16 protein-coding genes and 3 tRNA genes are annotated in these 26,982 nt (G+C 67.8%); 5 read left to right on the forward strand and 14 right to left on the reverse strand.

From position 1 onward, the window contains the following. Positions 1 to 3: 3 nt before the first annotated feature. The 3 genes from ACVN90_RS15690 to ACVN90_RS15700 form a co-directional block, all read right to left on the reverse strand. Complete coding sequence (locus ACVN90_RS15690) at positions 4 to 999, reverse strand: carbohydrate ABC transporter permease (RefSeq protein WP_475099142.1); 996 nt, start codon at positions 997 to 999, stop codon at positions 4 to 6. Continuing rightward, positions 996 to 2,312: an extracellular solute-binding protein gene (locus ACVN90_RS15695; RefSeq protein WP_475099143.1), complete on the reverse strand. Its 1,317-nt coding sequence runs from the start codon at positions 2,310 to 2,312 to the stop codon at positions 996 to 998. Before ACVN90_RS15695 ends, ACVN90_RS15690 begins: the two co-directional genes overlap by 4 nt. A 222-nt stretch (positions 2,313 to 2,534) precedes the next feature. Then, positions 2,535 to 5,483: a DUF5107 domain-containing protein gene (locus tag ACVN90_RS15700; protein WP_475099144.1), complete on the reverse strand. Its 2,949-nt coding sequence runs from the start codon at positions 5,481 to 5,483 to the stop codon at positions 2,535 to 2,537. 253 nt (positions 5,484 to 5,736) lie between these two features. Here ACVN90_RS15700 and ACVN90_RS15705 point away from each other — a divergent pair, with 253 nt between their 5' ends. Continuing rightward, on the forward strand, positions 5,737 to 6,528 hold the full coding sequence (locus tag ACVN90_RS15705) for an AraC family transcriptional regulator (RefSeq protein ID WP_475102139.1): 792 nt from the start codon (positions 5,737 to 5,739) through the stop codon (positions 6,526 to 6,528). A gap of 62 nt (positions 6,529 to 6,590) precedes the next feature. On the opposite strand, the gene ACVN90_RS15710 is transcribed toward ACVN90_RS15705, so the two are convergent. Next, entirely contained in the window at positions 6,591 to 7,592 is a 1,002-nt protein-coding gene (locus tag ACVN90_RS15710) for an aldose 1-epimerase family protein (protein ID WP_475099145.1), read from the reverse strand. Between the two features lie 393 nt (positions 7,593 to 7,985). Between ACVN90_RS15710 and ACVN90_RS15715 the strand changes: the two genes are divergently transcribed. The 3 genes from ACVN90_RS15715 (at position 7,986) to ACVN90_RS15725 (ending at position 12,059) form a co-directional block, all read left to right on the forward strand. After that, positions 7,986 to 9,254, forward strand: coding sequence for an IS256 family transposase (locus ACVN90_RS15715; protein WP_475098597.1), 1,269 nt, complete (start codon positions 7,986 to 7,988; stop codon positions 9,252 to 9,254). Positions 9,255 to 9,345: 91 nt separating this feature from the next. Next, the gene (locus ACVN90_RS15720) at positions 9,346 to 11,112 is read left to right on the forward strand and encodes an ABC transporter ATP-binding protein (RefSeq protein WP_475099146.1); all 1,767 of its coding nucleotides are present in this window, start codon (positions 9,346 to 9,348) and stop codon (positions 11,110 to 11,112) included. Then, complete coding sequence (locus ACVN90_RS15725) at positions 11,109 to 12,059, forward strand: glycoside hydrolase family 43 protein (protein ID WP_475099147.1); 951 nt, start codon at positions 11,109 to 11,111, stop codon at positions 12,057 to 12,059. The genes ACVN90_RS15720 and ACVN90_RS15725 overlap by 4 nt, the downstream gene beginning before the upstream one ends. 81 nt (positions 12,060 to 12,140) lie before the next feature. Here the strand turns inward: ACVN90_RS15725 and ACVN90_RS15730 are convergent, their stop codons facing one another. From ACVN90_RS15730 to ACVN90_RS15750, 5 genes are all read right to left on the reverse strand, one after another. Further along, positions 12,141 to 18,359 (reverse strand): Ig-like domain-containing protein, encoded by a 6,219-nt coding sequence (locus ACVN90_RS15730; protein WP_475099148.1) that lies wholly within the window; start codon positions 18,357 to 18,359, stop codon positions 12,141 to 12,143. Between the two features lie 318 nt (positions 18,360 to 18,677). After that, a tRNA-Met gene (locus ACVN90_RS15735) sits at positions 18,678 to 18,751 on the reverse strand. A 34-nt stretch (positions 18,752 to 18,785) separates the two neighbouring features. Next, positions 18,786 to 18,857, reverse strand: a tRNA-Thr gene (locus tag ACVN90_RS15740). Positions 18,858 to 18,919: 62 nt separating this feature from the next. Next, positions 18,920 to 20,707, reverse strand: coding sequence for a M23 family metallopeptidase (locus ACVN90_RS15745; RefSeq protein WP_475099149.1), 1,788 nt, complete (start codon positions 20,705 to 20,707; stop codon positions 18,920 to 18,922). Positions 20,708 to 21,074: 367 nt separating this feature from the next. Beyond that, on the reverse strand, positions 21,075 to 21,881 hold the full coding sequence (locus tag ACVN90_RS15750; RefSeq protein WP_475099150.1) for an inositol monophosphatase family protein: 807 nt from the start codon (positions 21,879 to 21,881) through the stop codon (positions 21,075 to 21,077). Positions 21,882 to 21,984: 103 nt separating this feature from the next. Between ACVN90_RS15750 and ACVN90_RS15755 the strand changes: the two genes are divergently transcribed. Beyond that, a complete protein-coding gene (locus ACVN90_RS15755; RefSeq protein WP_475099151.1) occupies positions 21,985 to 23,577 on the forward strand; it encodes a phytoene desaturase family protein in 1,593 nt (530 codons plus the stop codon). 10 nt (positions 23,578 to 23,587) lie between these two features. Here the strand turns inward: ACVN90_RS15755 and ACVN90_RS15760 are convergent, their stop codons facing one another. The 5 genes from ACVN90_RS15760 to ACVN90_RS15780 form a co-directional block, all read right to left on the reverse strand. Then, positions 23,588 to 24,589: a hypothetical protein gene (locus tag ACVN90_RS15760; RefSeq protein WP_475099152.1), complete on the reverse strand. Its 1,002-nt coding sequence runs from the start codon at positions 24,587 to 24,589 to the stop codon at positions 23,588 to 23,590. Between the two features lie 113 nt (positions 24,590 to 24,702). Then, positions 24,703 to 25,260 carry a YbaK/EbsC family protein gene (locus ACVN90_RS15765; protein WP_475099153.1) on the reverse strand — a complete coding sequence of 186 codons (558 nt, stop codon included), beginning with the start codon at positions 25,258 to 25,260 and terminating at the stop codon, positions 24,703 to 24,705. A gap of 67 nt (positions 25,261 to 25,327) precedes the next feature. After that, positions 25,328 to 25,412, reverse strand: a tRNA-Tyr gene (locus ACVN90_RS15770). A gap of 89 nt (positions 25,413 to 25,501) precedes the next feature. Next, complete coding sequence (locus ACVN90_RS15775; protein ID WP_475099154.1) at positions 25,502 to 26,413, reverse strand: PfkB family carbohydrate kinase; 912 nt, start codon at positions 26,411 to 26,413, stop codon at positions 25,502 to 25,504. After that, positions 26,410 to 26,910 (reverse strand): FBP domain-containing protein, encoded by a 501-nt coding sequence (locus ACVN90_RS15780; protein WP_374975415.1) that lies wholly within the window; start codon positions 26,908 to 26,910, stop codon positions 26,410 to 26,412. Before ACVN90_RS15780 ends, ACVN90_RS15775 begins: the two co-directional genes overlap by 4 nt. Between the last annotated feature and the right edge of the window lie 72 nt (positions 26,911 to 26,982).

Below are 26,982 nucleotides of genomic sequence, written 5' to 3' on the forward strand. Positions count from 1 at the left end.
TTTTCAGCGCTCGCTCGAGTTGTCGGAGTCGACGTTGTAGTAGACGAATCGCTTGCTCATCTTCTGGATGACGAGCGTGAGGACGAGGATGAGGATGAAGAACACCCACAGCATCGCGGAACCGAAGCCGAAGCGATGGTTGGTGAAGAACTCGTTGTAGACGTGGACCATGTAGAGGGTCGAACTCTGCGGCACGAGCGCCGATTGGGCCATCTTGTTCGTCTCGACGAGCAGCAGCGGCTGCACGAGCACCTGCAGGGCACCGATGATGCCGGTGATCACGAGGAAGTACAGCACCGGTGAGATCATCGGGATCGTGACGTTCCAGATCACGCGCCATGTTCCGGCGCCGTCGATCCTGGCGGCTTCCTCGAGCTCGGCCGGTACATCCTGCAGAGCCGCCAAGCAGATGATCATGCCGCCGCCGAGGCCCCAGAGCGACATGATGATCAGGGCGTAGAAGGAGAGCGGATCGGCAAGCCACGCCTGCTTCTGACCGCCGAGGAGCACGATCACGCCGTTGATGAATCCGGCGTCGCGGTTGAACATCAGGCGCCACATGATGGCCGTGGCAACGATCGGGACCACGGATGGCAGGAAGAAGATGGCTCGGATCGCTCCGCGCGCGCGGATGCGACGATTCACCAGGACGGCCAGATACAGTCCGCCCGCGACGCTCAGCGGAACGACGATGAGCGCGTAGACGAACGTCCGCAGGAGGCTCTCCCATACCGCGGGACTCGAGGTGAACAGCTCGACGTAGTTGCGGAAGCCGACCCAGCGCCACAGGGGTGATGCCCCGTCGTAGTTGGTGAAGCTGACCGCCAGCGCATAGAGGATCGGCGCGAGTGTGAGGAAGACGAAGCCGAGGATCCATGGCGACGCGAAGAGGTAGAAGGTGCGCGCACGATAGCGGCGCCAGCCGCGGCCGCGGGTAGAAGTACCCGCGGCCGCGGCCGCCGCTGACGACGACACGGTGGTCATCGCTTCGGTAGTCATCCGAGCTGGTCCTTGCCCTGCGCGAGCAGGGGGTTCACTTCGGCTTCGACGGTCTTGGCGATCTCCTCGGCGGTCTTGGTCCCCTGGATGCCCGCCTGGATCTCACGATCGAGGATGCCGTTCCACTGCGAAGCAGTGATGTACGGCGAGTCCTGCAGGGGCGCGATGTGCTGGACCTCTTCCCGCGCGACCTCGATGGACTGCTGCTGGTAGGGCTCGTCAGCAGGGATGTACTCCCACAGCGAATCCAGAGCCGGGAGACCCCAGCCGCTCGAGGCACGATCGATCGCGGGCTGGCCGGCCATGAAGTACTCCATCACCTTCCACGCCTGGTCCTTGGCGTCAGAGCCGACCGGAATCCATGCGCCGACGGCGCCCAGGGCAGGGCTGAGCCGCTCGCCGAACGTGGGAGCGGGTACGAGCGAGGAGGTCTCGGCAACGGTCGCCCCGTCTTCCGATGCCAGGTTGCCGCCGAACCAGAAGCCGTCCTTGGTGGTGGCCATCTTGCCGGCGAGGTAGGACGGCGCGTCCTGGTTGTCGGGGAGCGGGTTGAGCGACGTGGGGCCGACCTCAGCCTGGCCGTAGTCGATGAACCACTGGATGGCACGCAGCGCTGCCGGCGACTGCAGGTCGATCGTCGTCAAGTCGTCGGAGAACACCTGCCCACCCTGCTGCTGCACCATGGTGTTGAGGATTCCTGCAATGCCCCACTGCCACTCGATGCCGAGCGGCATCTCGACGCCGCCTGCCTTCAACTCCTTTGCGGTCGCCAGCACGTCGTCCCAGTCAGCGGGCTCTGTGGTGCTGAGTGGCTCCACACCGGCGGCTTGGTAAAGGGCCTCGTTCTGCCAGAGGGTGTTGTCCGGGCTGAAGTCCTTGACGACGCCATACCGGGCGCCCTCACCCTGCTTCTTCCCGTCCCAGCGCCACAGGTCGTTGACGGGGAGGAGGTCGTCTTCCTTGATCACGTCGCTGTCGGCGATGTAGTCGTCGAGCGGCGCGGCAAGACCGCGAGCAAACAGGTTGGCGCTCGGGCTACCACGCACGAAGTCCGGCGGGTCGCCGGCGGTGAGCATGGCGTTCAGACGGTTCTCGTCGTACTCGAGGAACTCGATCTTGATGTCGGGGTTCTCCTCCTCGAACGCGGCGATGTACTCGGGCGTGAACTCGTTGGTCGCATACATCACGGTGACGGTGGTGGCACCGTCGGCGTCTCCGGCTGCACCGCCGCCGGCGGTGCAGCCGGCGAGGACGATCGCCGTCGTCAGGGCGAGAGCGCCACCAGCAAGGCGAGCGCGAGGGTGTGCGGACATCGGTGTCCTCTTTCCAGTAGTGGTTGTGACGGGCACTTCGGGTCGATGCTCAGGTGTGAATTGACGTGCGCGTGGGAGGTGGAACCACTGCGGTGCACGAACTTCTTCGCTGCTGCGCACCCTCTGTTCCGCTTCGAACACACTGTGACGATACGGCGGCCGCGAGGGCGTCCGGCAGAACGATTCTGCGCCCGCGTATGGATGAATCGCTTTTCACACGACTCAGCCTCTCGAGAACAGAAGCAGGTCAGGGAGGCTGGTCGCGAAGTAGTCGATCTCGCCGTCCGCCCGACGCGCGACAGGCGCCTCGTAGAGCGGGCGCGCCTCGCCGAGGCTCAGCGGCGGGTCCGCGATCGGGAGCCGGAGCGCGGCGCGGGCACGGTCCCATGCTCCCAGCACTCTGCCCTCACCGCCTTCCCACGGTTGGAAGCTTCGTCCTTCGATGAGCGCAAGGGCCTCAACAGCCCGGTCCGTGCGGATCAGGAGTTCCGCGTACTCGACGACCAGGTCGTCCCTCTGAGCGACGACGTGGAAGCGTTCTCCGAGTCGGGCAACGCGTTCGCCGTCAGTCTCGCCGACTCGTGCTGCGAGCTGATCGCGTTCGAACAGGAGGCGGGCATCGTCAGGGTCGATCTCGAGCGCGCGTTCGTAGTGTGCGACCGCTCTGGCATCGTCGTGCGCGACGTTGTAGCTGGCGAGACCGGCATTTCGATGCAGCAACGCGTCTTCGACACCTGCACGAATCGCGTTTTCCCATAGCGACAGGGCGTCCCGCCGACGACTGACGTCGTAGAGCAGCATTCCCAGAAGCGACGCCGCGACCGGATCATCCTCTGCCCGGACCGCAGCGACCAGCGCGTCGTGGTCGTCGAGTCCAGCCGGAAAGCACCAGCGCCGGTCGGCCGAGCGGGCGGCCGCGCGCTCCGACGCGGCATCCGCAGTGCGACCCAGCCGATCGAGGATCGCCGCACGGTGGTAGCGCGCCATAGGGCCCACGTTGCCTGCCCCGCTCGCACCGAGGTCGACTGCGGCGGCCAGCACATCAAGGGCGCTCTCCAACTCGCCGGCCTGCGCGAGCTCGAGCGCCACATCGAGCACGAGATGACCATCGGTCGGGAGCACGCCTGTGGACAGATAGCGCAGGGTCGGATTCAGCGGCTCCTGCGCGAGAAGCCCGGCGAGGGCCGCATCCGCTTCGACATGACGGCCGAGCCGTCGAAGGATCACCACGCGAAGTGGCCCGCGGCGGCGGTCGTCGGCGGCGACGGCGTCGAGGTCGTCGAGGTCGTGGAGGGCTTCCGCGAGATGTCCGTTGCGCGTCGACTGGCGCACCATTTCGAGGCCCGCCGGAGCGACGAAGGCGGCGTCCCACGAGGCCTTCGCGAAGGCCGCGCGCGCGGCGTGCTCGTTCCCCCGTCGAGATTCGATCAACCCGAGCAGGTAGAGCGTCTCGGCGTGACGGGGGTTCGCATTGCGGCCGGTGATGCGCGCGAGCGCTCGCTCGGCGTAGGCGTGAGCGGTCTCGTACTCGCCTGCGCGCAGCTCCAGCTCGGCGAGCGCGGTGAGGACGCGTGAATCGGAGGGATCGCGTCGGAGAGCTTCCTTCCAGTACGGCAATGGCGACCGGCTCGGGTGCCGGTATTGGACGAGATGGAGACCGATGAAGAACAGCTCGTCCACGCTCGATACGTCGGAGGGCCGAGGCGGCGCGGTCGCGGTCCACGGCTCGGAGGGCTCGTCGACGACCATGGGAGCTCGCCATTCGACGAGGGTGGTCCCATCGACGCTGACGAGCTTCACGGCCGTCCCTGCCTCGTAGGAGACAGGGATCGGGACCTGCCACGGCACACCGGGGGTGAGATCCGCGGATGCCTCGAAGACCTGACCGGATGTTGGGCTCACTACGACGAGTCGGGCGGCGGGCTGCGGGGAAGTGACCGCCACGGCCGCCGCGAAGGTCGCGCCCCGCTCCACGTGGATTGCTGCATCGGGCGAGGCTTCGTGTGCCACGCCGATCGCGGGAATCGGATACCAGTACTGGCTGAACCGCTTGGACTCCCCCGGCGCAAGCCAGGAGAAGTCGGGCTGGTTGTCGGTGTAGACGCCGGCCATCAGTTCGACGTATGGCCCATCCGCGTCGGTGAGCAGCCGATCCCACGCGTGACCGAAGGGCGCATTGCCCCATGTCCATTGCTTCTTGCCCGGGGCGACACGTCGATCTGCCCAGTGGACGAACCCGGCGGCTGCCTGGTGATCGTAGCCACCGAAGAACTCGTGGTCGGTGTCGACAACCATGTACGAGGTGGGCACAGGGATGTTGCGGTAGAAGTCGATGCGATCGGCCCCCGGCTCATCGAGGGCGCGTGCCTGATAGTCGACGCCGTAGTAGGGCCGGTCGGCACGCGGGAACGCTGTGATCGCCCGCCGGGCGTGGTCTGCGACGAACCGTACGTCTTCAGGGAAGAAGGACTGGTAGTCGTCGTGCACGCGGACGGCGACATTCGCCCACCAGAGGAACGTCTGGGAGAGGCTGGTGCGGTTGTGCAGTCGGACGTCCAGCCGAATCGTCGAGCTGTCGGGTCCGAGATGCACGCCGTGGGTGCCGCGCATCCGCGCGAACGGATCGTTGTCGCTGCACCAGACCGTGACGCTTCCGTCGTCGTGAGGCTCGATCGTCGACTCGACGGGGAGGAAGGTCGCAGGGCGGTGGTGCTGGGGCCAGTTGAACTCCACTCCCCCGCTCATCCACGCTCCGGCGAGACCGACCAGCGCGGGTTTGATCACGTTGTTGCGGTAGAAGAAGTCGTAGCCTGTCGACTTGTCGTAGGCGACATGGATGCGACCGCCGAGTTCGGGGAGGATCATCACCCGGATGTAGCGGTTCTCGATGTGGATCGCGTTCCATCGCCGCATCGTCGGAGCAGAGGCGATGCGCTCCGTGAACGGCAGCGGGTAGACCCGGCCGCTGGAGCCCTGATAGACGCGCTGATCCAGGTACATCGGGAACGTCGACGGATCGTGCGGCTCGTACGTCGCGATCTCGACTGGCTCATACCAGGCGACGGCGTTTCCGGCCTCGAGCGAAGCACGCAGCTCCTCGGGCGTCTCCGGCAGGACGAACGGCGAAGTCTCGGTCTCGGTCGCCGGACGAGTGGTGGTATCGATGGTCATCGGTTCCCTCAGATTGACACGACGTCGTCGACGCGAATGCGCGACGACGAGCACATATGTCCGACGCTACGACGAGAGAACCCGCTCCCAGTAGGACGATCTGCGCGCATCAGATAGACGAAACGATGACGGAGAGTTCGGCTATTCTGTGGCTGTGTACGTCCACGAAGGATTTCTCGGCCAGCGTCTGCGCGTCCTACCCCGACCTGTCGTGAAAGCGGTGCGGAACGAGCTGGTCGTTCGCCGCTTCCTCGTGACGGATGCGGGCTACTTCCCTCACGCCGCGATGCACGGTCGCGCGCGGGCACACGGCGCGCGAGAGGCGGTCGTGATGATCTGCACGGACGGGGTGGGGTGGGTTCAGGTCGATGGCCAGAGTCCCGAGCGGGTGGAGCGCGGAGATGCCGTCGTGCTCGCTCCGGGAATCCGCCACCGTTACCAGGCCGATCGCCAAGACCCATGGACGATCTGGTGGGTGCACGTCGCCGGCGACGACGCGGACGACTTCGTTGCCGCGATCCTCAGAGATGACGATGGGCACGTTATCCGTTTGCGCGACGTGTACTCCGCCGTCCAGTCGCTCGAGGAGGTGGTCACCGCCTTGGAGGAGGACGAGACGATGCCGATGCTGGTCATCGCTGCCGGCGCCGCGTGGCGTGTTCTCGCGATGATCACCGCGAGCCGCCTGGGAGGCGCGGGTGCCACACACGACCGGATCCGCCAGGTGCAGGAGTACCTCCGCAACAACCTCGACACGACGTTCTCGGTCCCCGAACTCGCGGCGATGGCCGGCTTGAGCACCTCGCACTTCTCGGCGCTCTTCCGCGCGTCGGCGAAGACGTCAGTGGTGGACTACCTGAAGCGACTCCGCAGCGCGCGCGCGCGCGAATTGCTCCTCACCACCGACATGAAGGTTACGCAGATCGCTGCAGCGGTGGGCTACGACGACGCGCTCTATTTCTCCCGGCAGTTTCGGGCGGTCAACGGCGTCAGCCCGTCAGAATTCCGGCAGCAGGCAGACTTCGAGTCTCTCGCGCCCGCCTGACCGGTGCGGGCGTGGTTCGCGAAGCCGCCCCGCTCCCCGGCGGGTCGACGATCTGCCGTCAGTCATGGCGCATGCGCCGTAAGGCGGCGGATGCCCCACTCCGCCTCAAAGCTGGCCCCCGGCTCGACCACCATCAGATCGAGCTTCGAGTTGAGCGCGTCGGGCGGGCAGGTCATGGGTTCGACAGCGACAGCGTGGCGGCGGTCGGCCGATGGCGCGGCGTCCGCGGTGTAGACCTGGATCCATCGGCACGATCGACCTACTGACACCTCGACTCCGAATCCGCTGGGGTCCGTCAGGCGGACGCGCGCCGCACCGTCGGAGTCACGCCGGAGGCCTCCGAAGGCGTGGTTGAGCTCGGCCTGTCCAATGATCCGTCCCGCGCGGAAGTCGAGCGCTCCGTCGCGCTCCGTGACCGACTCGACCCCGATCGGCACGAGCCGATCAGCGGAAACGAGCATCACATCATCAGCCGGGAGCTCGAGATACCACTCATCGGCCGCACCCGCCGCGACGGCCCCGGCTGCAAGGTAAGGGTGTCCGGCCAGTCCGACTGGAGCCGCATCGAGTGCTTCGTTGACGGCTGTCACTCGTTGCGTGAGACCGTCAGAGTCGAGCACGAAGGAGACCTCCAGTCGTACCCGCCAGGGGTAGCCGGCCTGCGCCTGAATCGTGCCGACCAGAGTCAGTCTGCTCTCGCGGTGCTCCACCGCGGTGAAGTCCAGCCATGCGGCAAACCCGTGAGCGGCGTTGCCGAGCTCGGGCTCGTTGATCGGCAGCTGATGAACAACGCCGGCGAATTCGTAGCGGCCGCCATCCGTGCGGTTGGGCCAAGGCGCGAGAAGGGCACCACGCATGGCCGGCCGCATCTCACCGGCCTCGTAAGGAACCACCAGATCACCGTGGGCGTCGCGGAGGACACGGATGGATGCCCCGACGGAGGCGATGACGGCCTCCGCATCGCCGGCCCTGAGCTGATACTGAGCGCCGGACACGGGCGTCGTAGCGCTCTCTTCCGCACGCGGCGATGGGTCGGCAGCGGCGGCATCGAACCTCGCAGTCACCCTGATGAACCTAGTCGGTCGCATCGGCGGGCCGAAGCACGATCGGACGAGATGTGAGGACGATCCGCTGACGCCACGATCGCGCCGGACGACGCCGCCGCAGTGGCCGCCACATCGAGCGGAACGTCCATGCATTTCGACTGTTTCGCCATGTCGGGCGCGCATTGACAGGCATAGCGTGGATCGCCGGAGCCGCGCGTTGGCTCGGAACCCCCAGCATGCAGCATCCCGCCCCTCCCAAGCCGCGTCGCCTCCGCGGTACGCCACACACTCGTGACGGGTGCGTCTCATAGCGTGGTGTCACTTCCCACGGGGTCCTCGTCGTCGTTGACGTAGGAGGGCCATCGTGGGAGACCAGTTGTTTCCGCCAAGAAGCAAAGAAGTGATCCCACGATGACCCAGAACCAGTCTGCCTTGACGACCCTGATTGCCGAAGTCCTCGCCGAGCCGGAGCTCGCTCATTCGGACGTGTTCCGCCGGATGCTGCAGGCCGGCTTGCAGGACCTGATCGACGCGGAAGCGACGGTGAAGATCGGCGCGGCGCCGCACGAACGCACCCCGGAGCGCACCACTCGGCGGAACGGCACCCGCCCCAAGACGCTCGCGACCCCGGCCGGGGAGGTGGACTTGGCGATCCCGAAGCTGCGGGAGGGATCGTTCTTCCCGTCGTTGCTGCACCCGCGCCGCCGGGTCGACAAGGCGCTCTACGCCGTGATCTGCCAGGCCTGGATCGACGGGGTGAGCACTCGCAAGGTCGACCAGCTGATCCGGGCGCTGGGCAACGACACCGGTATCAGCCGGTCGACGGTGTCGCGGATCTGCAGTGAGATCGACGAGGCCGTGCAGGAGTTCCTGCACCGCCGGATCGACCACACGTGGTTCCCCTACCTCTTCCTGGACGCCACCTACCTCGACGTCCGCCACCGCGGCCGGGTCGTCTCCCAAGCCCTCGTCGTCGCCACCGGCGTCAGCGGCGAGGGCCGCCGGGAGATCCTCGGGATGGCGCTGGGAGACGCGGAGACCACCGACTTCTGGACCGAGTTCCTCCGCAGCCTCCGCGACCGGGGACTGAAGGTCGCCACCGACGCCGACCCGCTCGGGGTCGCCCTGGTCACCAGCGACGCGCACGCCGGCCTGAAAGCAGCGGTGAAGGCGATCCTGCCCGGAGCTGGCTGGCAGAGATGCCGAGTCCATTTCGCCCGCAACGTCACCCAGAAGATCGGATCCGCGCGCTCCAAGCCGGTCAACGCGCTGATCACCACGATCTTCGCGCAGACCACGCCGGAGGCCGTGCTCGCCCAGTACCAGGCCGTCACCGACAGCCTCCGCGGGTCGTTCCCCGAGATCGCCGCCATGCTCGAAACCGCCGAGCCAGACCTCACCGGTTTCGCCTCGACCCCTCGAGAGCACTGGCAGAAGGTCTGGTCCAACAATCCGATCGAACGGCTCAACCGCGAGATCAAACGCCGCGCCGACGTCGTCCAGATCTTCCCCGACCGCGACTCCGTGACCCGCCTCATCGGCGCTGTTCTGCAGGAGCAGCACGAGGAGTGGCAATACGGCGAACGCCGCTACTTCTCCGACATCTCAATGCGCAAGCTCATCCACTCCCTGCACGAACACACCGAGCCCGCCCGCACCGAGCTGTACCTCACCGCCTGACCATCACCCACCATCGGCAACAACAGAAGTGACACCACGCCACGGGACTTGACCCTCGTGACGGTGAGTCACGCCGACCGGGAGCCCCAAGATGACCACGTCATCCCTCGCCGCGGAGGTCCAGCTCGACCCCACCCGTCCGGGCTCGGCCCTGCTCGGCCTGCTTCGCCCGTTCCGTTGGCGACTCCTCGGCATCTCGACGATCTTCCTCGTCAAGGACAGCCCCATCTGGCTGCTTCCGGTCATCACCGCCCAGGCGATCGACATCGTCGTCGCGGGAGGCCCCTTGGCATCGATCGGTGTGCTCGCCCTCGTGAGTGCGGCACTGCTTGTGCAGGTTTATCCGATGCACATCCTTTTCACCCGCCTCTACATGGGCATCGTGCGCCGAATCGCCGTCACGCTGCGCAATGCTGTCACTGCCAGGTTGCAGACGCTGTCGATCGGCTACTACGGCCGCACGAGCGCGGCGGTCATGCAGAGCAAGGTGGTGCGTGACGTCGAGAACATCGAGCTCATGTATGGGCAGATCGGCAACCCGCTCGGATCGGCTGTCGTCGTCTTCTGCGGCGCGATCGCGATGACGGCGCTCACGGTCCCACAGTTTCTGCCCGTATACGTCCTGACGATCCCGTGCGGCATCGGGGTGTGGTGGATCATGCGACGCCGCTCCCACCGCACGAACGAGGCGTTCCGGCTGCAAATGGAGCAGTACTCGAAGCGCGTCGGCGAGATGGCGACCTTGATGCCGATCACCCGCGCGCATGGCCTTGAGAATGTCGCGTACGAGCGCGTCGCCGACGACGCCGAAGGGGTTCGTGCGCGCGGACTGAGCCTCGATCTGGTCAACGGCCAATTCGGCGCGCTCAGCTGGGTCACCATGCAACTACTCGCGATCGGCTGCCTGCTCGGCGCCGGCGCTCTCTCCGTCGCACAGGTGCTCCCCATCAGCGCGGGGGACGTCGTGCTCCTCGGAACGTACTTCACCACGCTCACCGGCACCGTCCTGACGGTGCTGAGCTTCATGCCGATCGTCGCGCGTGGACGCGAGTCAGTGCGATCGATCGCCGAGGTGCTCCACGAACCCGATCTAGAGCAGAACGCGGGAAAGAAGCAGGTTTCTGACGTCAGCGGCAGCTATCGGCTCGAGGACCTTCGCGTCCGCTTCGCAGGTGAGCCGAGAGCGGCCGTGGACGGCGTCACTCTCGAGGTCGATCCTGGGCAGACCATCGCATTCGTGGGCGCCTCCGGGTCCGGCAAGTCGACTCTGGTCAACGCGATGCTCGGGTTCGTCCGGCCGTCGTCAGGTCGCATCCTGCTGGACGGCCAGGACATGAATGACCTCGACCTCCGCACGGTGCGTCGGCGGGTATCCGTCGTGCCGCAGGAGTCGGTCCTCTTCGAGGGCTCGATCCGCGACAACATCGTGTATGGCTTGGGCGATGTGTCCGACGAGCGGGTCCGCGACGCGCTGGTGCAGGCGAACGCACTCGAGATCGTCGACGAACTGCCCGCGGGGTGGCACACGGTCGTCGGCGAGCGCGGCGCGCGCCTGTCGGGCGGGCAGCGCCAGCGAATCTCGATCGCCCGGGCTCTCATCCGCGATCCTCGGATCCTGATCCTCGACGAGGCGACGAGCGCGCTGGACTCGGAGTCCGAGCGCAAGGTCCAAGAAGCGCTCGATCGTCTGATGCTCGGCCGGACAACCTTTGTCGTCGCACATCGCCTATCCACGATCCGCAACGCCGACCACATCGTCGTGCTCGACCGGGGTCGGGTCGTGGAGGCCGGATCACACGACGAGCTTCTCGCCCGGGCCGGGCGATATCAGCAGCTTTGGGAGATGCAGTACCGATGAGCGGCGCCTACCTTCTCGCCTACTTCACCCCCGAGACCACGGACGACGGCGAGCAGATCCGGTTCGCCGTGAGCGGTGTCGACGACCCCACGACGTGGACCGAACTAAACGCAGGACGACCGATCCTCGTCAACGATGTCGGCGAACGAGGTGCACGCGATCCGTTCCTCATCCGAGACACACGAAACGGACGCTTCGTCGTCCTCGCCACAGACCTGCGGGTGTTCCCCGATCAGGACTGGGCGCGCGCTACGCAATCGGGAAGCCTGTCAGTCGTGATCTGGGAGTCATCCGACCTGGTCTCCTGGTCCCGGCCGGACCTCATAGAGGTTGCTCCCGCGGATGCCGGCAACACGTGGGCTCCGAAAGCCTTCTGGTCCGAGCCGCGCGGGGCGTGGCTGATGATCTGGGCTTCGCGGTCCGCTGACTCGACCGATCCGCAAGGGAAACGCGCCCATCAGCGGCTTCTCGCGGCGACGACGACGGACTTTCGCACGTTCGGCCCGACAGAGACCTACTTCGACCCGGGTCATTCGGTGATTGACGCTACGTTCCTTCAGGATCAGGGCGTCTGGTACCGGTTCTCGGCCAATTCCCTCACGGCGGACTCCGATGTCCACCGCGGGAAGCACATCTATATGGAGCGTGGTGGTGCACTCGAGGATCCGACCTTCGTCCCCGTCGTCGAGGACATCGGCAAGCCCGAGCTGCGGCACGCGGAGGGCCCTGCGGCGTTTCCCGACCACACGGGCGAGCGTTGGTACCTCTTGATCGACGAGAACGGGTACAGCGGCTATCAGCTCTACGTCACCGATGACCTTGCTTCCGGTCAGTGGGTGCACGACACCACCGCGTCGTTGCCTCGCGACGCGCGACACGGATCGGTCCTCCTGATCGACAACGATGAGCGCGAGCGACTCCTCACCGTCTTCGGCGGGGGCGCTTGACGCGAGCGGCGGCGATCCCTTCCTGCGGAAGCGAGCGCGGCCCGGACAGTCGTGTGTCCGGGCCGCCCTCCTTCCAGGTGGTTACCTCAGCCGCACCGTCCCAGAAGATGCGAAGCTGCCTGCGTAGACCGAGCCGATGAGGTCATCGCCGTTCTGCAAGCTGACGCGCCCCGGAGCCACGAGATCGACGGTCACATTCGGGTCGGCAGTGGTCGCGCTCGAGAGTGAGATTCCCCCCGCTCCCGCGCGCGGCGCACCGGGTACCAGGATCCGCACGCGGTGCGCCTTGCCGTCAGCGCTCACGAAACGCGCGCCGTTGACCGTCGTGATTCCGTCCGCAACGATCGTCAGGTCGCCGGACAGGGCGATCGTCACTGCCTGGAGAGTGACCACGCTGCAGTTCGAGCCAGTCGCGGCCTTGCGCGCGTCGATCACGGAGTCGCCGCTGACGGAGATGCTCGATGTGTTGACGCTGTACGTGGACAGCGTGCAACCCGGCGCCGGCGTCCGCCCTGACATCCATGACGGCGCGTTCGCCGCCGCTGCGGTGCCGTTCAGCCACTGCACCCATGTCGCGGTGGCCGACGGCAGTTCAGGGGCCGTGTATTCCGCGATGGCCACCGGTGTGACAATCTGCCCGTCGGTGATGTCGCCGCCGATGCTGCCCCGCGACTTCAGCACCGCGCGCGTCACACCGTCCGTCACCTTGAACATGCCCCCGGTCGTCACGTCGCCGCCGACACGCGCCGTCGATTGGAAAGCGATGTCACCGACTGCCGTGAGGTCGCCGAGGACCACGGGGGTCGAATCCAGGGTTACCTTTCCGCCCACGAGCAAGTCACCGTCGATGCGGCAGTTGTTGGTGAGGTGAGCGTTGCCCGTCACTCGAACTGTCCCGGTGATATGCACCTGCGAGTTGCACTCGAGGTCACCTCGGATCTCCTGATCACCGCGCTCGTGGCTGAAGGCATTGGTCAGCGCTGTGTTCGAGAACGTGGCGACCGTCACCGGCGGGACGACCGTGACCGTGAAGGTCGTCTTCTTGGAGTCATCCGCCTTGAGAGCGACCTGCACTTCGACGGTGCCGGCGGTCTCGGACGTGAACCCGGTGAGCTCGTAGGCGTCGGGGGCGAGAACCGTCGTCGTCCCGTCCGTCCACGAAGCCGTGATCTCCAGTCCGTCCGCTGAGAACTCATCCCCGACGACATACTCCACCTTCGTCGGCGCATTGGTCACCGCGAGCGAGGCGATGGTGGGCTCGGGTCCGACCCGGAACCGGATCGCCGCCTTCTTAGGCTCGCCGGAGTAGAGGCCTACGGTGACATCCACCGTTGCGAGGCCATTCGCCACCGCGGTCAGCTCGCCCGTCTCAGGGTCGATCTCCAGTACGTCGGGGTTGCTCGACGTCCACTCGATGTTGGCAACGTCAGTATCTCCGTCGCCACCGGTGAGATGCGCGACGAGCGCATCTTCGTCACCCACCTCGAGTGGTACGGTCCCGCCGGACTCGCCTTCCTCGAAGACGTGGTCACCTGCGGCATTCTCGACCCAGAAGAATTCCGAGGCGCGGATCTCGTTAGTCACTGTCACGGGGACGTCGACATAGACCGTCGGGTCGGCTTTGGAGGCGACCCGCACCGTGGTCGTGCCAGCGACGACATCGTTCAGCGATTCGTACAGGTGGGCGGGAGCGACCAGTCCGTCGCTATTGACCGTCACGAGGTTCGGATCGCTCGATGTGTACGTGACCCCTTGATCGATGGAGGCGGGCTCCACGGATGCCGTGAGCTGGAACTGCGTCATCAGGGTGTCGGTGATCGGGATGAAGCGGATGCCGGCCGAGTTCACGTCGACCTTCTTGGCGACCGGGGCCCCCTTGTACACGTTGATGTCGTCGAACATCGTGGTCCACGACATCGACACGCCCTGAGTGCGGGTCGTCCACCATTGCAGGGACGCGACGTTGCCGGTGAAGGTCGATTCGGCTGCAAACGGCACCGTGTGCGTTGCGGTGATGGAGGGGTCGTCCTTGCGCGTGATGGTGAAAGTGGACTCCTTCGCCTTCATGTCGAGTTCGACGTGAACCGTGTACCAGACGTTGTTCACGTTGAAGCCGGTGCCGACCGGCGTCGTGCCGGTGAGGGGCACGTTCGTGGTCGTTGTGGTCGACTTTCCTCCACTCGCATAGGCGAGCTCGGTTGTCCAGTCGTACTGGAGGGCGAGGTAGCGATTCTCTGAACTGTCGTTGATGGTGATGAACGAGCCGTTGGATCCAGCGGGCTCTCCGACGTGCCAGTCGAAGTCGAAGATGACGAGGTCGTTCTTCAGCGAGGGGTTGAAGTACCTGGCACCCCCTCGGCCGCCCGTCTGTCCGCTCACCCCGGCACGGAGCACCTGGTCTCCACCGTTGTCGGCGACAGCGGTACCCATGACGCCGCTGTAGTTGACGGCCCGCCCGGTGTTCCAGGTGTCGCCGATCGCCCGGTTGTCGAACGAGTCGCTGATCGTCGGGACGTAGACGGTGATCGAGTCCGTGAACGCGCCGTCCTCGGAGGATGCGGTGATCGTGGCCACACCGGGCGAGACCGCGGTGATGATTCCGAACGAGTTCACGGTCGCCACAGACGGAGTGTCAGAGCTCCACATGACCGTGTCCTTCGTCGCTTCGACCGGTGCGATGGTCGCCGAGACTGCCAAGGTGGGCGGGACGGACGACGGATTGACCGACGAGAAGTAGTCGGAGCGGAAGTAGTGCTCGTGTCGATCCAGTGTGATCCCGGTCACCGCCACTTCCTCCGTCTGGACGGTCACGGTGGCACTCGCGGTGAATCCGCCCTGCGCCGTCGTCGCCGTGATCGTCGCACTGCCTGCCTGGATGCCGGTAACGGCGCCTGCCGAACTGACGGTGGCGATCGAGTCGTCCGAGCTCGTCCAGGTCACCGACTTGTTGTCGGCGTCCTCCGGCAGCACCAGCGCGGACAGGGGTTTCGTCGATCCGGTCTGAACCGTGAGGGAGGTCTTGTTGAGCACGATGCCTTCCACCTGCACGGGCACCACGGTGATGGCCGCTGTCGCTGCCATCGCGGGGTCGTCGTCGGACTCGGCCCGGATGGTCGCCGTGCCGACGCCGACGGCCGTGACGAGGCCGGTCTTGTCGACCTTCGCGACCGAAGTGTCGGATGACGACCAAGCCACCTTGTACAGGGTCGCATTGGCGGGAGCGACGGTCGCGGTCAGCTGCAGTGTGCGGCTGTTGCTCACGGTCGCGGACGTCTTGTTGAGCGTGACCGAAGTCATCCCCACCTTGGTGGCGTTGAGTGTGAACGACTTCCTCGCGCTGCCGTCGGCGGACTCCACAGTGATGGTGGTCGTCCCCGCACGCTTCACGTTGACCTGGACCTTGGACGAGTCGTCTGTGCGCTGCCGCATCGTCCCGACGGGGGTCTGCCACGTCTCGCCGAAGAACGACGCGACCGTCGGATTCGAGGAGGTGTAGACCACGGACTTGTCCGAGGCGCCCGTCAGCGTCGCGGTGAGGTCGACGCGGGAGAGCACTGCTGCCGTGACCGTTCCGGTATCGGCAACAGCGGTGCCCCCCGCGGTGACGGCGAGGTCGGTGGCCTGCGAGGGAGCGGTGACGATGACGGTCACGGTCGCAGCGTGGCCCGCGGAATCCTTCGCCGTGACTGTCGTGGTCCCGGGTCCTTGAGCCTTGACATATCCGTTGTGGGTCACCGTCGCCACGTCGCGGTCAGCGGACGACCAGCGGATGGTGCTGTCGGTGAGAACCTGGTCGACCGGTGTGATGGTCGGCTTGAGGCGCTGGCTCCGCCCCGTGGTCAGAGATACGGTGTCCTCCGCGAGCGAGATCCCCGTGGGCGCAGTCGGCGTCACCTCGTATGCACCGCCTGAGATCCCGTTGTCGGAGTTGAGGGCCGTGTAGGCGCTCGCCGGCTTGGCCTTGGGAAGTCCGCGCCAGAGGTGCGCGTACATCGAGTCCATCATGTCGCCGGCTTTTCCGGCGCGCGTGCTTCCCATTTCTTTGATGCTGGTGTCGCCGTTGTTGAACATGATCCGACCCGCCACGGTCGCGTTGCTGGTCTGACTGCTCCCTGCCCCGGGGGTCGGGATCCAGTCCGTCTCCCAGTAGTAGAAGCCTCGGGTCTGCCCGTACGGATTCGGGGTGTCCAGCGCTGCCTGCTGGTAGTCGAGGAGCCAGTTGTACTGTCCGTTGGGGCTGTTGCGGTAATAGGCCGACTGTCCCATCGACGCCGTCTGCTGACTCCAGCTCGCCAGGTACTTGGTGAACGCGAACCCGGTCTCAACGTTGAGGTAGTCGTGATAGCGGCGCTCGGGATGTGCGTTGAGGACGTTCGCCATCTTGATGATGTTGCCGCTGGAGCGACCACCGTAGAGCGAGTGCGACTCTCCGTCGAACTTTGCGCCGTTCGCGGCGAGCCCGTTGAAGATGTTGTCCACGTAGGCGGTGTCGTAGCCGTTGTTGGTGTGGACCGAACGCGCCGTTCCGGGCGCGGCTGCCTCGACGGCATCCCAGGTCGCTGCGATGATCGACGCGTGGCCGACCGAGGTGGCGCCGCGCCCGATCGGCCAGATGAGTCCGCCGTCCTGCTCGTTGCCCTGCTTGACGCCGGCGATCTCGACGCCCGCGTCGACGAGCCCCGAGATGAAGTCGTAGACGTAGTTGTAGACGATGGACTTGATGTGGGCGAGATCGGTGTTGGTGCGCTTGCCCGCGTAATCGACGTTGATCCACGACGCCGGCGCATAGGCCTTCCCGGCACTGATCCACGCGTCGGAGTAGTGGAAGCTCGGCATGTAGCTCATCCCGAGTTGGGTCGCACGCTCGGCGAGCTTCGTGGTGTGGACCTTGTCGAAATAGCCGTCGATCATCCGGTACTCGATCGGATTGCCGGCGTCGTCGAGTTCCGCGCTGTAGATCGGCTCAAGGGTGTTGTTGTCGTAGACCGTGTTGCCGGCCTGCACAAAGATCATCGAGATGATCGAGTTGACGCCGTGATTGGACAGGATCCTCAGGCCGTCCTGCTGCACACCGTTGGCGAAGTATTTCCCGCCTTTGTCCTCGATCGCCGGCATGAACGATACGTCAGCGCCGCGGATGTTCTCGTCGTCGTGGATCTTGAAGAGGTCGACGGTGTCGACATACGCGAAGTGGTCGTCATTTCCGCTCCAAGGATCTTCGATATAGGTGCCGTTCGAGTTCCAGAGCGTGACGGATGCGTCATACGCGGCGTCCTTGGTCGTGTTGGCGTAGAGCACGACCGAGTGATCGTTCGGTCCCGTCTCGAAGGTGAGCGAGACGAGCGAGTAACCCTCCGTTCCGGACGGCGCCTGGCGGATCACGGTGCCGTCGACGGACCGTACGCCGATGTTCACCCGGTCGCCTGTCGACTCGCGGTGCACGAGTTCGCCGCGGATGCGATCCTTCGAGTCTTTGACCTTCTCGGTGGAGAATGTGTCCTGTTCGTCGACCTTTGCGCGCACAGTGAATCCGTACCGAGTGTTCGGCTCGACGGCGACCTCCTGGGAGATCTGCGATCCTGCCGCCAGCTTGACGGCGTTCCGGCCGGTGTCTGCGCCTGCTGACACGATGCTCGCCCCGGCGCTGGCATCCCACTCGTCAAGGCCCGACTCGAATCCCCAGTTAGGCACCGAGTCGTCTGCGGAATCGAGTGTGAATGTGATGCTGTCCACGCTCAGAGCAGAACTGCCCGCCGTGATGGTGAGCGTGATCTGACCGGAATACACCAGCACATTCCGGTGAGCGGTCTGCTTCCACGCACCGCTGCTGAGATTCGCGTCGAGGAGCATGACGGAGTCGGGTCCGCCGGTGGCCGAGACCGTGACGTTTGCGGCGTTGTTGCTCGCCGCTCCGCGGAACCATCCCGCGAGGCTGTAGCTGCCCTGCTTCAGGCCTGTGATGGTCAGTTTCGCCGTCGCGCCGGCTGAGAGAGCAGCGGAGCGAGTGCCATTCTGAGCGCCACCAGTCGGAGCCGAGACAGTGCCGGTCGTTTCCCACGAAGTGAGGCCGCTCTCGAATCCGAGGTTCGCATCGCCGACTGCAACAGTGGGCACAGTCAAGGCCGCGGGCACTGGAGTGCTGTCTGCGACGGCAACGGATGTGAAGACCAAGGTAGATGCGAGCGCGAGTCCGACCGCGGTCACACCCGCCCTGAGAGCACTTTTGACTGACATCTCACTCCTTTGTGGTGATGGCCGATCGGGGGGGGTCGCTCCGAGGTCGTTACGGCTGGGGTGCACGCCGCAGGGACGCGACATCAGCAGGTGACACTGCCGCGGTCGGCCGGCCGCACTTCAGTGCGACGCTTGCCCGACGCTATTGCCGCTGTCCTCGCCTGCCACAGGACAAAAGAATGGAGGTACCGGCACAAAACGCTGATGAAACGCTCACTAGGGCGAGTGACCGCGGCGGAGAGAACCGGGGCCGATACCTCGACCTCAGTCCCTGGAATCGTGAGGTCGGATTCCGTGGGCAGATGTGGGCAGAAGGCGCTTTCCAACAGCATCCGCCCGCACCGATGCAACGCAAAAAGCCCGAATTACCGGGCCTTTTGTCTGTAGCAGGAGCGGGGCTTGAACCCGCGACCTCACGATTATGAGTCGTGCGCTCTCACCAACTGAGCTACCCTGCCGAACACATCCAACGGTCACGAAATGGATGCTGCGAGCCCCGAGTCAGGATTGAACTGACGACCCCTTCCTTACCATGGAAGTGCTCTGCCACTGAGCTATCGGGGCGTGCTGCCTGCAAGCAGGCAACTAGAAGAGGATACCAGAGGCGCGGCATCCTTCCGAACCACTCAACCCACCGCGTGGGTCCCGTCGGTGTACTTCTGCAGCCACGGCCACGGGTCGATGGCGGTGGTGCCGTTGGCGAGGATCTCGAAGTGCGTGTGGGCGCCGTAGGAGCGCCCCGTGTTGCCGGTGCGGCCGAGCATGGTGCCGACGGTCACGTGCTGGCCGGGGCTGACCTGCAGCGAGCCGTACTGCATGTGCGCGTAGTGGCTCGAGACCATCTGCCCGTCGACGATGTGGTCGATGATGACGTGCACGCCGTACGCGCCGCCCGCCTCGGACGCGACGCGGACGGTGCCGTCGGCGATCGCCTGAATCGGGGCACCGTTGCCGGGTGTGAAGTCGATGCCCTCGTGCATGCGACCGGAGCGCATGCCGAACCCGTACGACATCGTCACGCCGACCGCGAACGGCCACTGGATGTTCGAGTTCGGGTTGTTGCGGAACAGGTTCGAGAAGTTGCGGATGCCGGCCTCGGACGCGAGCTGCGCCGTCGTCGTCGTCGAGTAGTTCTCGGTGCGCTGCAGCTGATCGCTCTGCGCGTCGCCGGGCGCGACGTACGCCTGGATCTCGGCCTCGTCGATGAGCGGGACGGAATCGTCGCCCGCCGCGAGCACCGAGAGCGAGGCATCCGTTCCGTTGACGGCCGCAACCGCTTCGGCCGGAGTCGTCATGCCGACCGCCATGAGACCGACGATGCCGAAGACGCCCACCGAGAATGACGCGGTGGCGACGCGCTTGAACGCCGAGCCGCGGCGTGTCTGGGCCCGGCGGGGCGCCGCGTGCGGGGCGGCCTCGGGCTCGGCCTCCGCCTCCGCCTCGGGCGCGGGCTGCTGGACGGGGGTCTCGCCGGTGAACGCGAACAGGCGGGATGCGGCTTCGAACTCGTCGACTCCGGATGCTGCGGGCGCGGGAATCGGGCCGGTGAGGGGCTCGATCCGCTCGGTGCGGGGGCGCTCCGCGCGCGGGCGCGACGCCTTCGGCTCGGCAGTCGGCGAGTCACCGGAGTCGGCGACGGGCTGCGCGGGCTGCGCCGTGGTGGCGGTCTGCGACGGCGCTGCGACCCGGGGCGCGGCCGTCGTCTGCGGCTCGGCCTGCTTCGGGGCGGGCGCCGGCGATTCCGCCGGCGCCTTTGTCGGCTGCGGTGCGGCGGCCTCGACGACGGGCACCGTGGCGGACGCGGTCTCGGCGGCGAGGAGTCTCGCGAAGGTGTCGGCCATCCACGTCGAGGCGGCCTCGGCGGGCGTCGCGCTCGAGGCGGGCGCCGGGACCGCGGTGGTGGAGGCGGGCGACTCGGCGATCGCGACAGGCTCCAGCAGCTCGAACGGCTCGGCGGGAGCGAGCACGGCGTCGAGCAGCGGCGCCGGCTCCTCGCGGGTCGGCAGCTCGGCTTCGAACGCCGCGGCCGGACGCTCGGGCTCGGCGGGAGCGACGGGGGCGATCGGCGGCACGACCGCGACAGGCTGCTCGCCGGTGTGCGAGCGACGTGCGCGTCGGCTCACCTGCTCGACGGGCGCGGCCGAGGACGAGCCGGCCGCGGACGAACGGGCGCGGGCTCGAGGTGCGACGGGCGCGATGACCTGGCCGGGCGCGACCGGGAGCTCGACCGACGACGGCGCCGGGGCGACTGGCTCGACGGGCGTGACCGCCGGCGCGGGGGCCACGGGAGCCGCGGCCGGAGCCGGAGCAGCCGCCTGCGGCGCAGGAGCCTCAGGAGCCGAGCCCCGGTACGTCGTCGCCTCGGGCTTCACCGCGACAGCGCCGGCTGCAGCATCCGTCCGCTTCGCGTCCACGGGACGACCCCATACGACCGCGGGACGCTCGGGAGCTGTGCTCGCAGCCTGCCGCCGTGCTGTCGCACGGCCTGCCCCCGAAGCCTCCGAGGTCGCCTGAGCAGGCGCTGCGGAGGGTCGGCTGGAGCGGCGCGTGGGCGCAGAACCGGCCTGGGGGGCGTCAAAAGGCAAAGCGGAGTCGGGCTCTCAGGTCGTGCCGCGAGGGGGGTGTTCGCGGCAAGGCGGTCTTCGGGCAAAAGGACCCCTCCGCCGTTCGGGAGGCGAAGGTAACGATCGGGTAAACCCTACCCCGGGGGTCCTGGGAATGCCATGTGCGGCTCGGATTTCATGACGCGCGTCGCATGAGGATTCGATGAGAACGCCGTCATCACGAGAGTCCGGCGGCCTCCGCAAGCCTTTCGAAGATCGCCGGCGTCGCGGCCACGACGAGGGGCGCACGCGGTCCGCCGTCGGGTTGCGCGCGGCCGAATCGGCCGCCCGCCTCGGTGACGAGCAGCGACCCGGCCGCGAGGTCCCACGGGGCGAGCCCGCGCTCGAAGTAGCCGTCGAGGCGCCCGGCGGCGACGTACGCCAGGTCGCTCGCCGCCGACCCGCCGCGGCGCAGGTCGCGCGCGGGCACCGCGGGCATGACGCGGCCGATGAGCTCGATGTCGCCGGGCCGCGTCGCCGGGTCGTAGCCGAACCCGGTCGCGAGGAGTGCGCCGGCGCCGCCGACCTCGGGGTTGACGGCGAGCCGGTTCACGCCCAGCCACGCGCCCTCGCCCCGTGCGGCGTGGAACATCTCGCCGAGCACCGGGGTGTAGACGACGCCGGCCAGCGCTTCCCACTGGTCCGGCGTCGGCTCGCCCTGCACCGCGGCGATGCTGACGGCGTACGACGGGACCCCGTAGGCGTAGTTGACGGTGCCGTCGATCGGATCGACGACCCACGTCACACCGCTCGCCCCGCGGTCGCCGCCAGTCTCCTCGCCGAGGAACCCGTCGTCGGGCCGGGCCGCCATCAGCCGGGCGCGGATCAGCGCCTCGACCTCGCGGTCGGCCTCGGTCACGATGTCGGCGAGTGCCGTCTTCGTCGCGGCGATCGCGACGCCGGCCTCGCGGCGCGTCCGCGCGAGCTCCCCGGCTTCGCGGGCGATGTCGATGGCAAGGGATTCGAGGTCGTGCTCGAGGCTCATGCCCTCCACGGTAACGAACCGGCGGCGACGTCCGACCTCCGGGCGGGGGCGGACGACACACGACATCGCGTGGACGGGCGACCGGCTGGGTAGCGTGGTGCGCATGGTCGCTGCCGCCCGCCCCTCCCGCTACGACGTCGCCATCGTCGGCGGCGGTCACAACGCGCTCGTCGCCGCCTCATACCTTGCCCGCGCGGGACGCTCGGTCGTCGTCCTCGAACGACTCGACCACGTCGGCGGCGCCGCGGTGTCGGAGCGGCCGTGGGCGGGCGTCGACGCACGGCTCTCGCGCTACTCCTATCTCGTCAGCCTGCTGCCGCAGGGCATCATCGACGACCTCGGACTCGACATCCGCCTCCTCCGACGCCGCTACTCCTCCTACACGCCCGATCCGGCGAGCCCGTCGCGCGGGATCCTGATCGATACGGCGGATGCTGCGGCCACCGCCGACTCGTTCGCCCGCGTCACCGGCAGCACCGGCGAAGCGAGGCGGTTCGCCGACTTCTCCGACCGGGTCGCCCCCGTCGCGCGGCTCCTCTTCCCCACGATGACGCAGCCCCTTCATCGCGAAAGCGAGGTGCGGGCGGAGCTCGGCGATGACCGGCTCTGGTCCGACCTCTTCGAGCGCCCCCTGGGCGACGTGCTCCGGTCTTCCTTCGACACCGACATCGCCCGCGGCATCGCTCTCACGGACGGCCTCATCGGCACGTTCGCCGCGGCCGACGACGAGAGCCTGCGGCAGAACCGCTGTTTCCTCTACCACGTCATCGGCGGCGGGACCGGGCACTGGGACGTGCCCGTGGGCGGCATGGGCCGTGTGACCGCCGAACTGTCGCGCGCCGCGACCGAGGCGGGCGCCGAGCTGCGCACCGCGACCGAGGTGACCGCCGTGACGCCGGACGGCGAGATCACGCTCGCCGAGGGGGGACCCGTGCACGCGCGACTGGTGCTGAGCGGCGTCGGCCCCGCCGTGCTCGCGCGCCTGCTCGAGGCCGGCGGCGCGGGCGCCCCGCTCGCCCACTCCTCCACACCCGAGGGCGCGCAGCTGAAGGTCAACATGCTCCTGAAGCGGCTCCCGCGCCTCCACGACGACCGCGTCGCACCCGAGGCCGCGTTCGCCGGCACCTTCCATGTCAACGAGACGATGACCCAGCTCGACGACGCGTACCGGGCAGCGGCGGGCGGCAGCATCCCTGATCCCCTCCCCGCCGAGATCTACTGCCACTCCCTCACCGACGCCACCATCCTCGGGCCCGCGCTGCGCGGCTCGGGTGCGCAGACACTGACGCTCTTCGGCCTGCAGGTACCGCACCGCCTCCTCGACGGATGGGACACGGATGCTGCGCGCGCAGCGCTCCTCGAAGCGGCCCAGCGCTCGCTCGACGCGGTGCTGGGCGAGCCCCTCGCCGACTGTGTCTACGAGGCGCCGGACGGCGCGCCCTGCGTCGAAGCGCGGACCACCGCCGACCTCGAGCAGTCGCTCGGAATGGTCGGTGGCGACATCTTCCACGGCCCGCTCTCGTGGCCGTGGGCTTCCGGCGACGAGCCGCTCGACACTCCCGCCGAGCGCTGGGGCGTCGCGACGGAGCACCCGGACGTGCTGCTGTGCGGCTCGGGTGCGCGCCGCGGCGGCGCGGTCAGCGGCCTCGGCGGGCACAACGCGGCGATGGCCGCGCTCGAGCTGCTCGCGCGCTGACCCGGCGCGATCAGGGGCGCGGCGGCAGCGGCGGGGGCGGCGGGTACCCCTCGTACCCGGGCTGCATCCTCGGCTGCTCAGGAGCCGGCGGCGCGGGCGTGGGCGCCGGCGCCGGTTCCGGCGCCGCGGCGGGCAGCTCCGCGGCCGCTGCCGGTTCGACCCGCGTGAACACGTGCGCGCCCGGCGACGGGTAGCCCGTGTAGTAGGCGTTCCAGTCCGGCGAGCCGTCCGGAAGCATCGGCAGCGGCGTCATCGCGTCGACGTACGTCGGCCAGGGCAGAAGCTCCTGAGTGCCCGGCGCCGCGAGGGCGGCAGCCGCGGCCGGGGCGGCGAGGGCGGGGTACGCGGCGTACGGACGCGGCTTCTTCGGCGCGAGGAGGACGTTGATGAGCGGCACGAGCGCCGTGCCGACCGCCGCCAGGATCGCGACGGCGACCACGATGCGCCAGTAGATGTCGGCGAAGTACAGCCACTCCCAGAACGCCAGCGGGACGATCAGGAGGGCCGCGAGTCCGACGACGAGCGCGATCGTGATGACGACGACCGTACGGGTGAAGGGCGTGTCGTGGCGCTGGAACGCCTTGATGTACAGCCGCACGTGCAGCAGCACGAGCTGGAGGATGAGCACGATCAGCAGGAACTGGATGACCCGCGAGAACCCGAGCCACGGGAAGCGGTCGGGCATCCAGATCATGATCGCGCCGATCAGCAGCGCGATGATCCACGAGGCCAGGCTCGCGAGTGCGAACCACGCGGGGCGCCGCGGCGCGAGGTGCGCGTCGAGGATCGCGACGCCGGCGAAGCCGGCGAGAAGGAGGATCGTCAGGAAAGCCCGCCCGATGAGGCCGTTCTGCCCGCCGATGAGCACCCAGACGACGCAGACCAGCGCGGCGGCGACGAGGGCGCCGATCGCGACCCAGATGGCGATCCGCAGCAACGGCGAGGGCGAGGCATCCGTCCGCCCGGCTTCCGCGCTCGGAACGGGCGTCGCATACGGATCGGGCGCGGTCATGGCGTTCCTCTCGTGACGCGGGCGGAGTGCCTGCACCGCCCATCCTGACACGCCGACCGGCGGCGCTGCAGGCCATCGTGGGCCGGTGTCGAGCCTCGAAAGAACCGGATGCCTCAGCCCACGGCGCGTCCGAGACCCTCGACCAGTTCGGCGCCGGGGAGGGCGAGCAGCGCGCTGCCCGGAAGGAACAGCTTGCTCCCGCGCACTCCCCCGCCGATGACGACCTCGGGCGCCGCCGCGACGGCGGCGTCGACGAGGATCGGCCAGTCCGCCGGAAGCCCGATCGGAGTGATGCCGCCGTACTCCATGCCGGTGAGCGCGACGGCTTCGTCCATCGGCGCGAACGAGGCGCTGCGCACGTCGAGGCGTCGCCTCACGACGCCGTTGACGTCGGCGCGGGTCGTCGCGAGCACCAGGCACGCGGCGAACCGCACGTCACCGCCGCGCTTGCCCTTCACGACGACGCAGTTGGCCGAGGCCTCGGGCGCGACGCCGTACCGCTCGCAGAACGCGGCAGTGTCGGCGAGCGCCGCGTCGATCTCGGCGACCCCCACGCTTGCCGCAACGGCCGGATCGAGCAGCGCGAGGCCGCTCGCGACGACGGGACTGACGAGCTCGGGATGCCGCGTGGCGGCCTCCGCGGTGAGGGTGCCGGTGGCGGTCCAGGTCATCGCCTCAGGGTAGCCGCCCGGAAACCACGAAGCGCCCCGCGGTGCGGGGCGCTTCGTGTGGTGGTGGTGGTGGCGAGTGAGGGATTCGAACCCCCGAAGTCGATGACAGCTGAGTTACAATCAGATCCCTTTGGCCGCTTGGGTAACTCGCCAGGTGCGCACCCGTCCGACTTTTCCAGACGACCGGAGGCGCGATCCACCATATTACGCGTAGATGCCCGAGGTCTGAAATCGGCCCGCTCTAGGTGCCGACGCGGTCCAGATCGAGGCCCTCGAGTGCGCTCGGAGTGCGCAGCAGCGCCCCCTCGAAACGGCACGTCGCCGCGGCGGCGTCCATCGCCGAGACCAGCACGGCGTCCCACTCCTCGGCGCTGTCCGGCGTGCGGTCGACGAGTGCGGCGACCGTCGCTGCGAAGGCCGCGTCGCCCGCGCCCATCGTGTCGACGATGCGGCCCGGCAGGTTCGAGATCGGCCGTGTCACGACGACATCGCCGGCCTCGATCGTGGCTCCGGCGGAGCCCTCGGTCGCCAGCACCGCGCGGGCACCGATGTCGATCAAGCGAGCGCGCAAGGCGTCGAGCCGATCGCCGTACAGCAGCGCGGCGTCGTCCTCGCCGACCTTGACGAGCGCGGAGCCGGCCGCGAGCGCCTCGAAGCCGCGCACGAACTCGTCCTTGTCGTGCATCATGCCGGTGCGAGGGTTGGGATCGATCGCGACGGATGCCTCGGCTCCGGCGATCGCGTCGGCCAGCTCCGCCGCCTGCTCGGCGTCGTCGAAGGCGAAGCAGCTCACGACCACGAGGTCGGCGTCGGCGAACGCCTGCCGCTCGGCCTCGCCGAAGCGGATGCGCCGGCGCTGTGACGCCTCGTTGAACTCGTACACGGGCTCCCCCGCTCCGGACCGCGTGCTCACGGCGCGCGCGGTGCCGAGGAGCGACGGCGTCGCGAGGAGGTCGACGCCGAAGTCGGCGAGGTAACGCCTCACGCGCGATGCGGGCTCGTCGTCGCCCAGCATCGAGACGAGGGTGGCCGGCACGCCGAGCCGCGCGAGGCCGACCGCGACGTTGAGCGCGGCCCCGCCCACGAACTCCCGCACGCCGTGGTCGTCTCGCAGCTCGTCGATGAGCGCGTCGCCCACCACGACGACGGTCATCGCGGCACCCCCGCGGTCTCGAGCACGCGGCCGACGAAGGCCTCCGTGCGCCGGCGCGTGCCGTCGATCTTCATGTCGACGCTCGCGCGCACCTCGTTCGGCGCCAGCGGCGGCGCGAGGCGCACGTTCTCGTGACACGACAGGTCGGCGCAGATGTACGTGCCCACGCTGTCGCCGTGCACGCCGGCCTCGCCGGCCTTGCGGGCCGTGTACATGGTGACCTGATCGGCGGGCTGCATCGTGTGGCACAGGTTGCAGAGCGCCGCGCGCGCGTGGGACGAGCCCTCGGCTCCACGCAGCACGATGCCCGCGGGTTCCCCGTCGATCTCGGCGATCAGGTAGCCGCGGCCACGAGTGCGCGGGTCGCGCCACGCCAGGAAATCGAGGTGATCCCAGTCGGTGAGCACGAAGTCGTGCGGCAGGGTGACGAGACGCAGCTCGTCGGCGGAGGCGTTCACGAACGCGGAACGCAACTCATCCTCGGTCAGTGGGCGCATGGCACCTCCTCGCCCGCCCAGTCTACGAAGGACGACGGATGCCGCCACCCCGCGTATTCGTTCACGCCGGGG

This window comes from Microbacterium sp. F01, assembly GCF_056156365.1.

Excerpts from the sequence above, each read along its gene's own strand:
- ACVN90_RS15775 (WP_475099154.1), bottom strand. The coding sequence starts at position 26,413 with ATGACCGTCGTCGTGGTGGGCGACGCGCTCATCGACGAGCTGCGAGAC.
- ACVN90_RS15765 (WP_475099153.1), bottom strand. The coding sequence starts at position 25,260 with ATGACCTGGACCGCCACCGGCACCCTCACCGCGGAGGCCGCCACGCGG.
- ACVN90_RS15760 (WP_475099152.1), bottom strand. The coding sequence starts at position 24,589 with ATGACCGCGCCCGATCCGTATGCGACGCCCGTTCCGAGCGCGGAAGCC.
- ACVN90_RS15720 (WP_475099146.1), top strand. The coding sequence starts at position 9,346 with ATGACCACGTCATCCCTCGCCGCGGAGGTCCAGCTCGACCCCACCCGT.
- ACVN90_RS15700 (WP_475099144.1), bottom strand. The coding sequence starts at position 5,483 with ATGACCATCGATACCACCACTCGTCCGGCGACCGAGACCGAGACTTCG.
- ACVN90_RS15690 (WP_475099142.1), bottom strand. The coding sequence starts at position 999 with ATGACTACCGAAGCGATGACCACCGTGTCGTCGTCAGCGGCGGCCGCG.
- ACVN90_RS15755 (WP_475099151.1), top strand. The coding sequence starts at position 21,985 with ATGGTCGCTGCCGCCCGCCCCTCCCGCTACGACGTCGCCATCGTCGGC.
- ACVN90_RS15750 (WP_475099150.1), bottom strand. The coding sequence starts at position 21,881 with ATGAGCCTCGAGCACGACCTCGAATCCCTTGCCATCGACATCGCCCGC.
- ACVN90_RS15780 (WP_374975415.1), bottom strand. The coding sequence starts at position 26,910 with ATGCGCCCACTGACCGAGGATGAGTTGCGTTCCGCGTTCGTGAACGCC.
- ACVN90_RS15715 (WP_475098597.1), top strand. The coding sequence starts at position 7,986 with ATGACCCAGAACCAGTCTGCCTTGACGACCCTGATTGCCGAAGTCCTC.
- ACVN90_RS15725 (WP_475099147.1), top strand. The coding sequence starts at position 11,109 with ATGAGCGGCGCCTACCTTCTCGCCTACTTCACCCCCGAGACCACGGAC.
- ACVN90_RS15695 (WP_475099143.1), bottom strand. The coding sequence starts at position 2,312 with ATGTCCGCACACCCTCGCGCTCGCCTTGCTGGTGGCGCTCTCGCCCTG.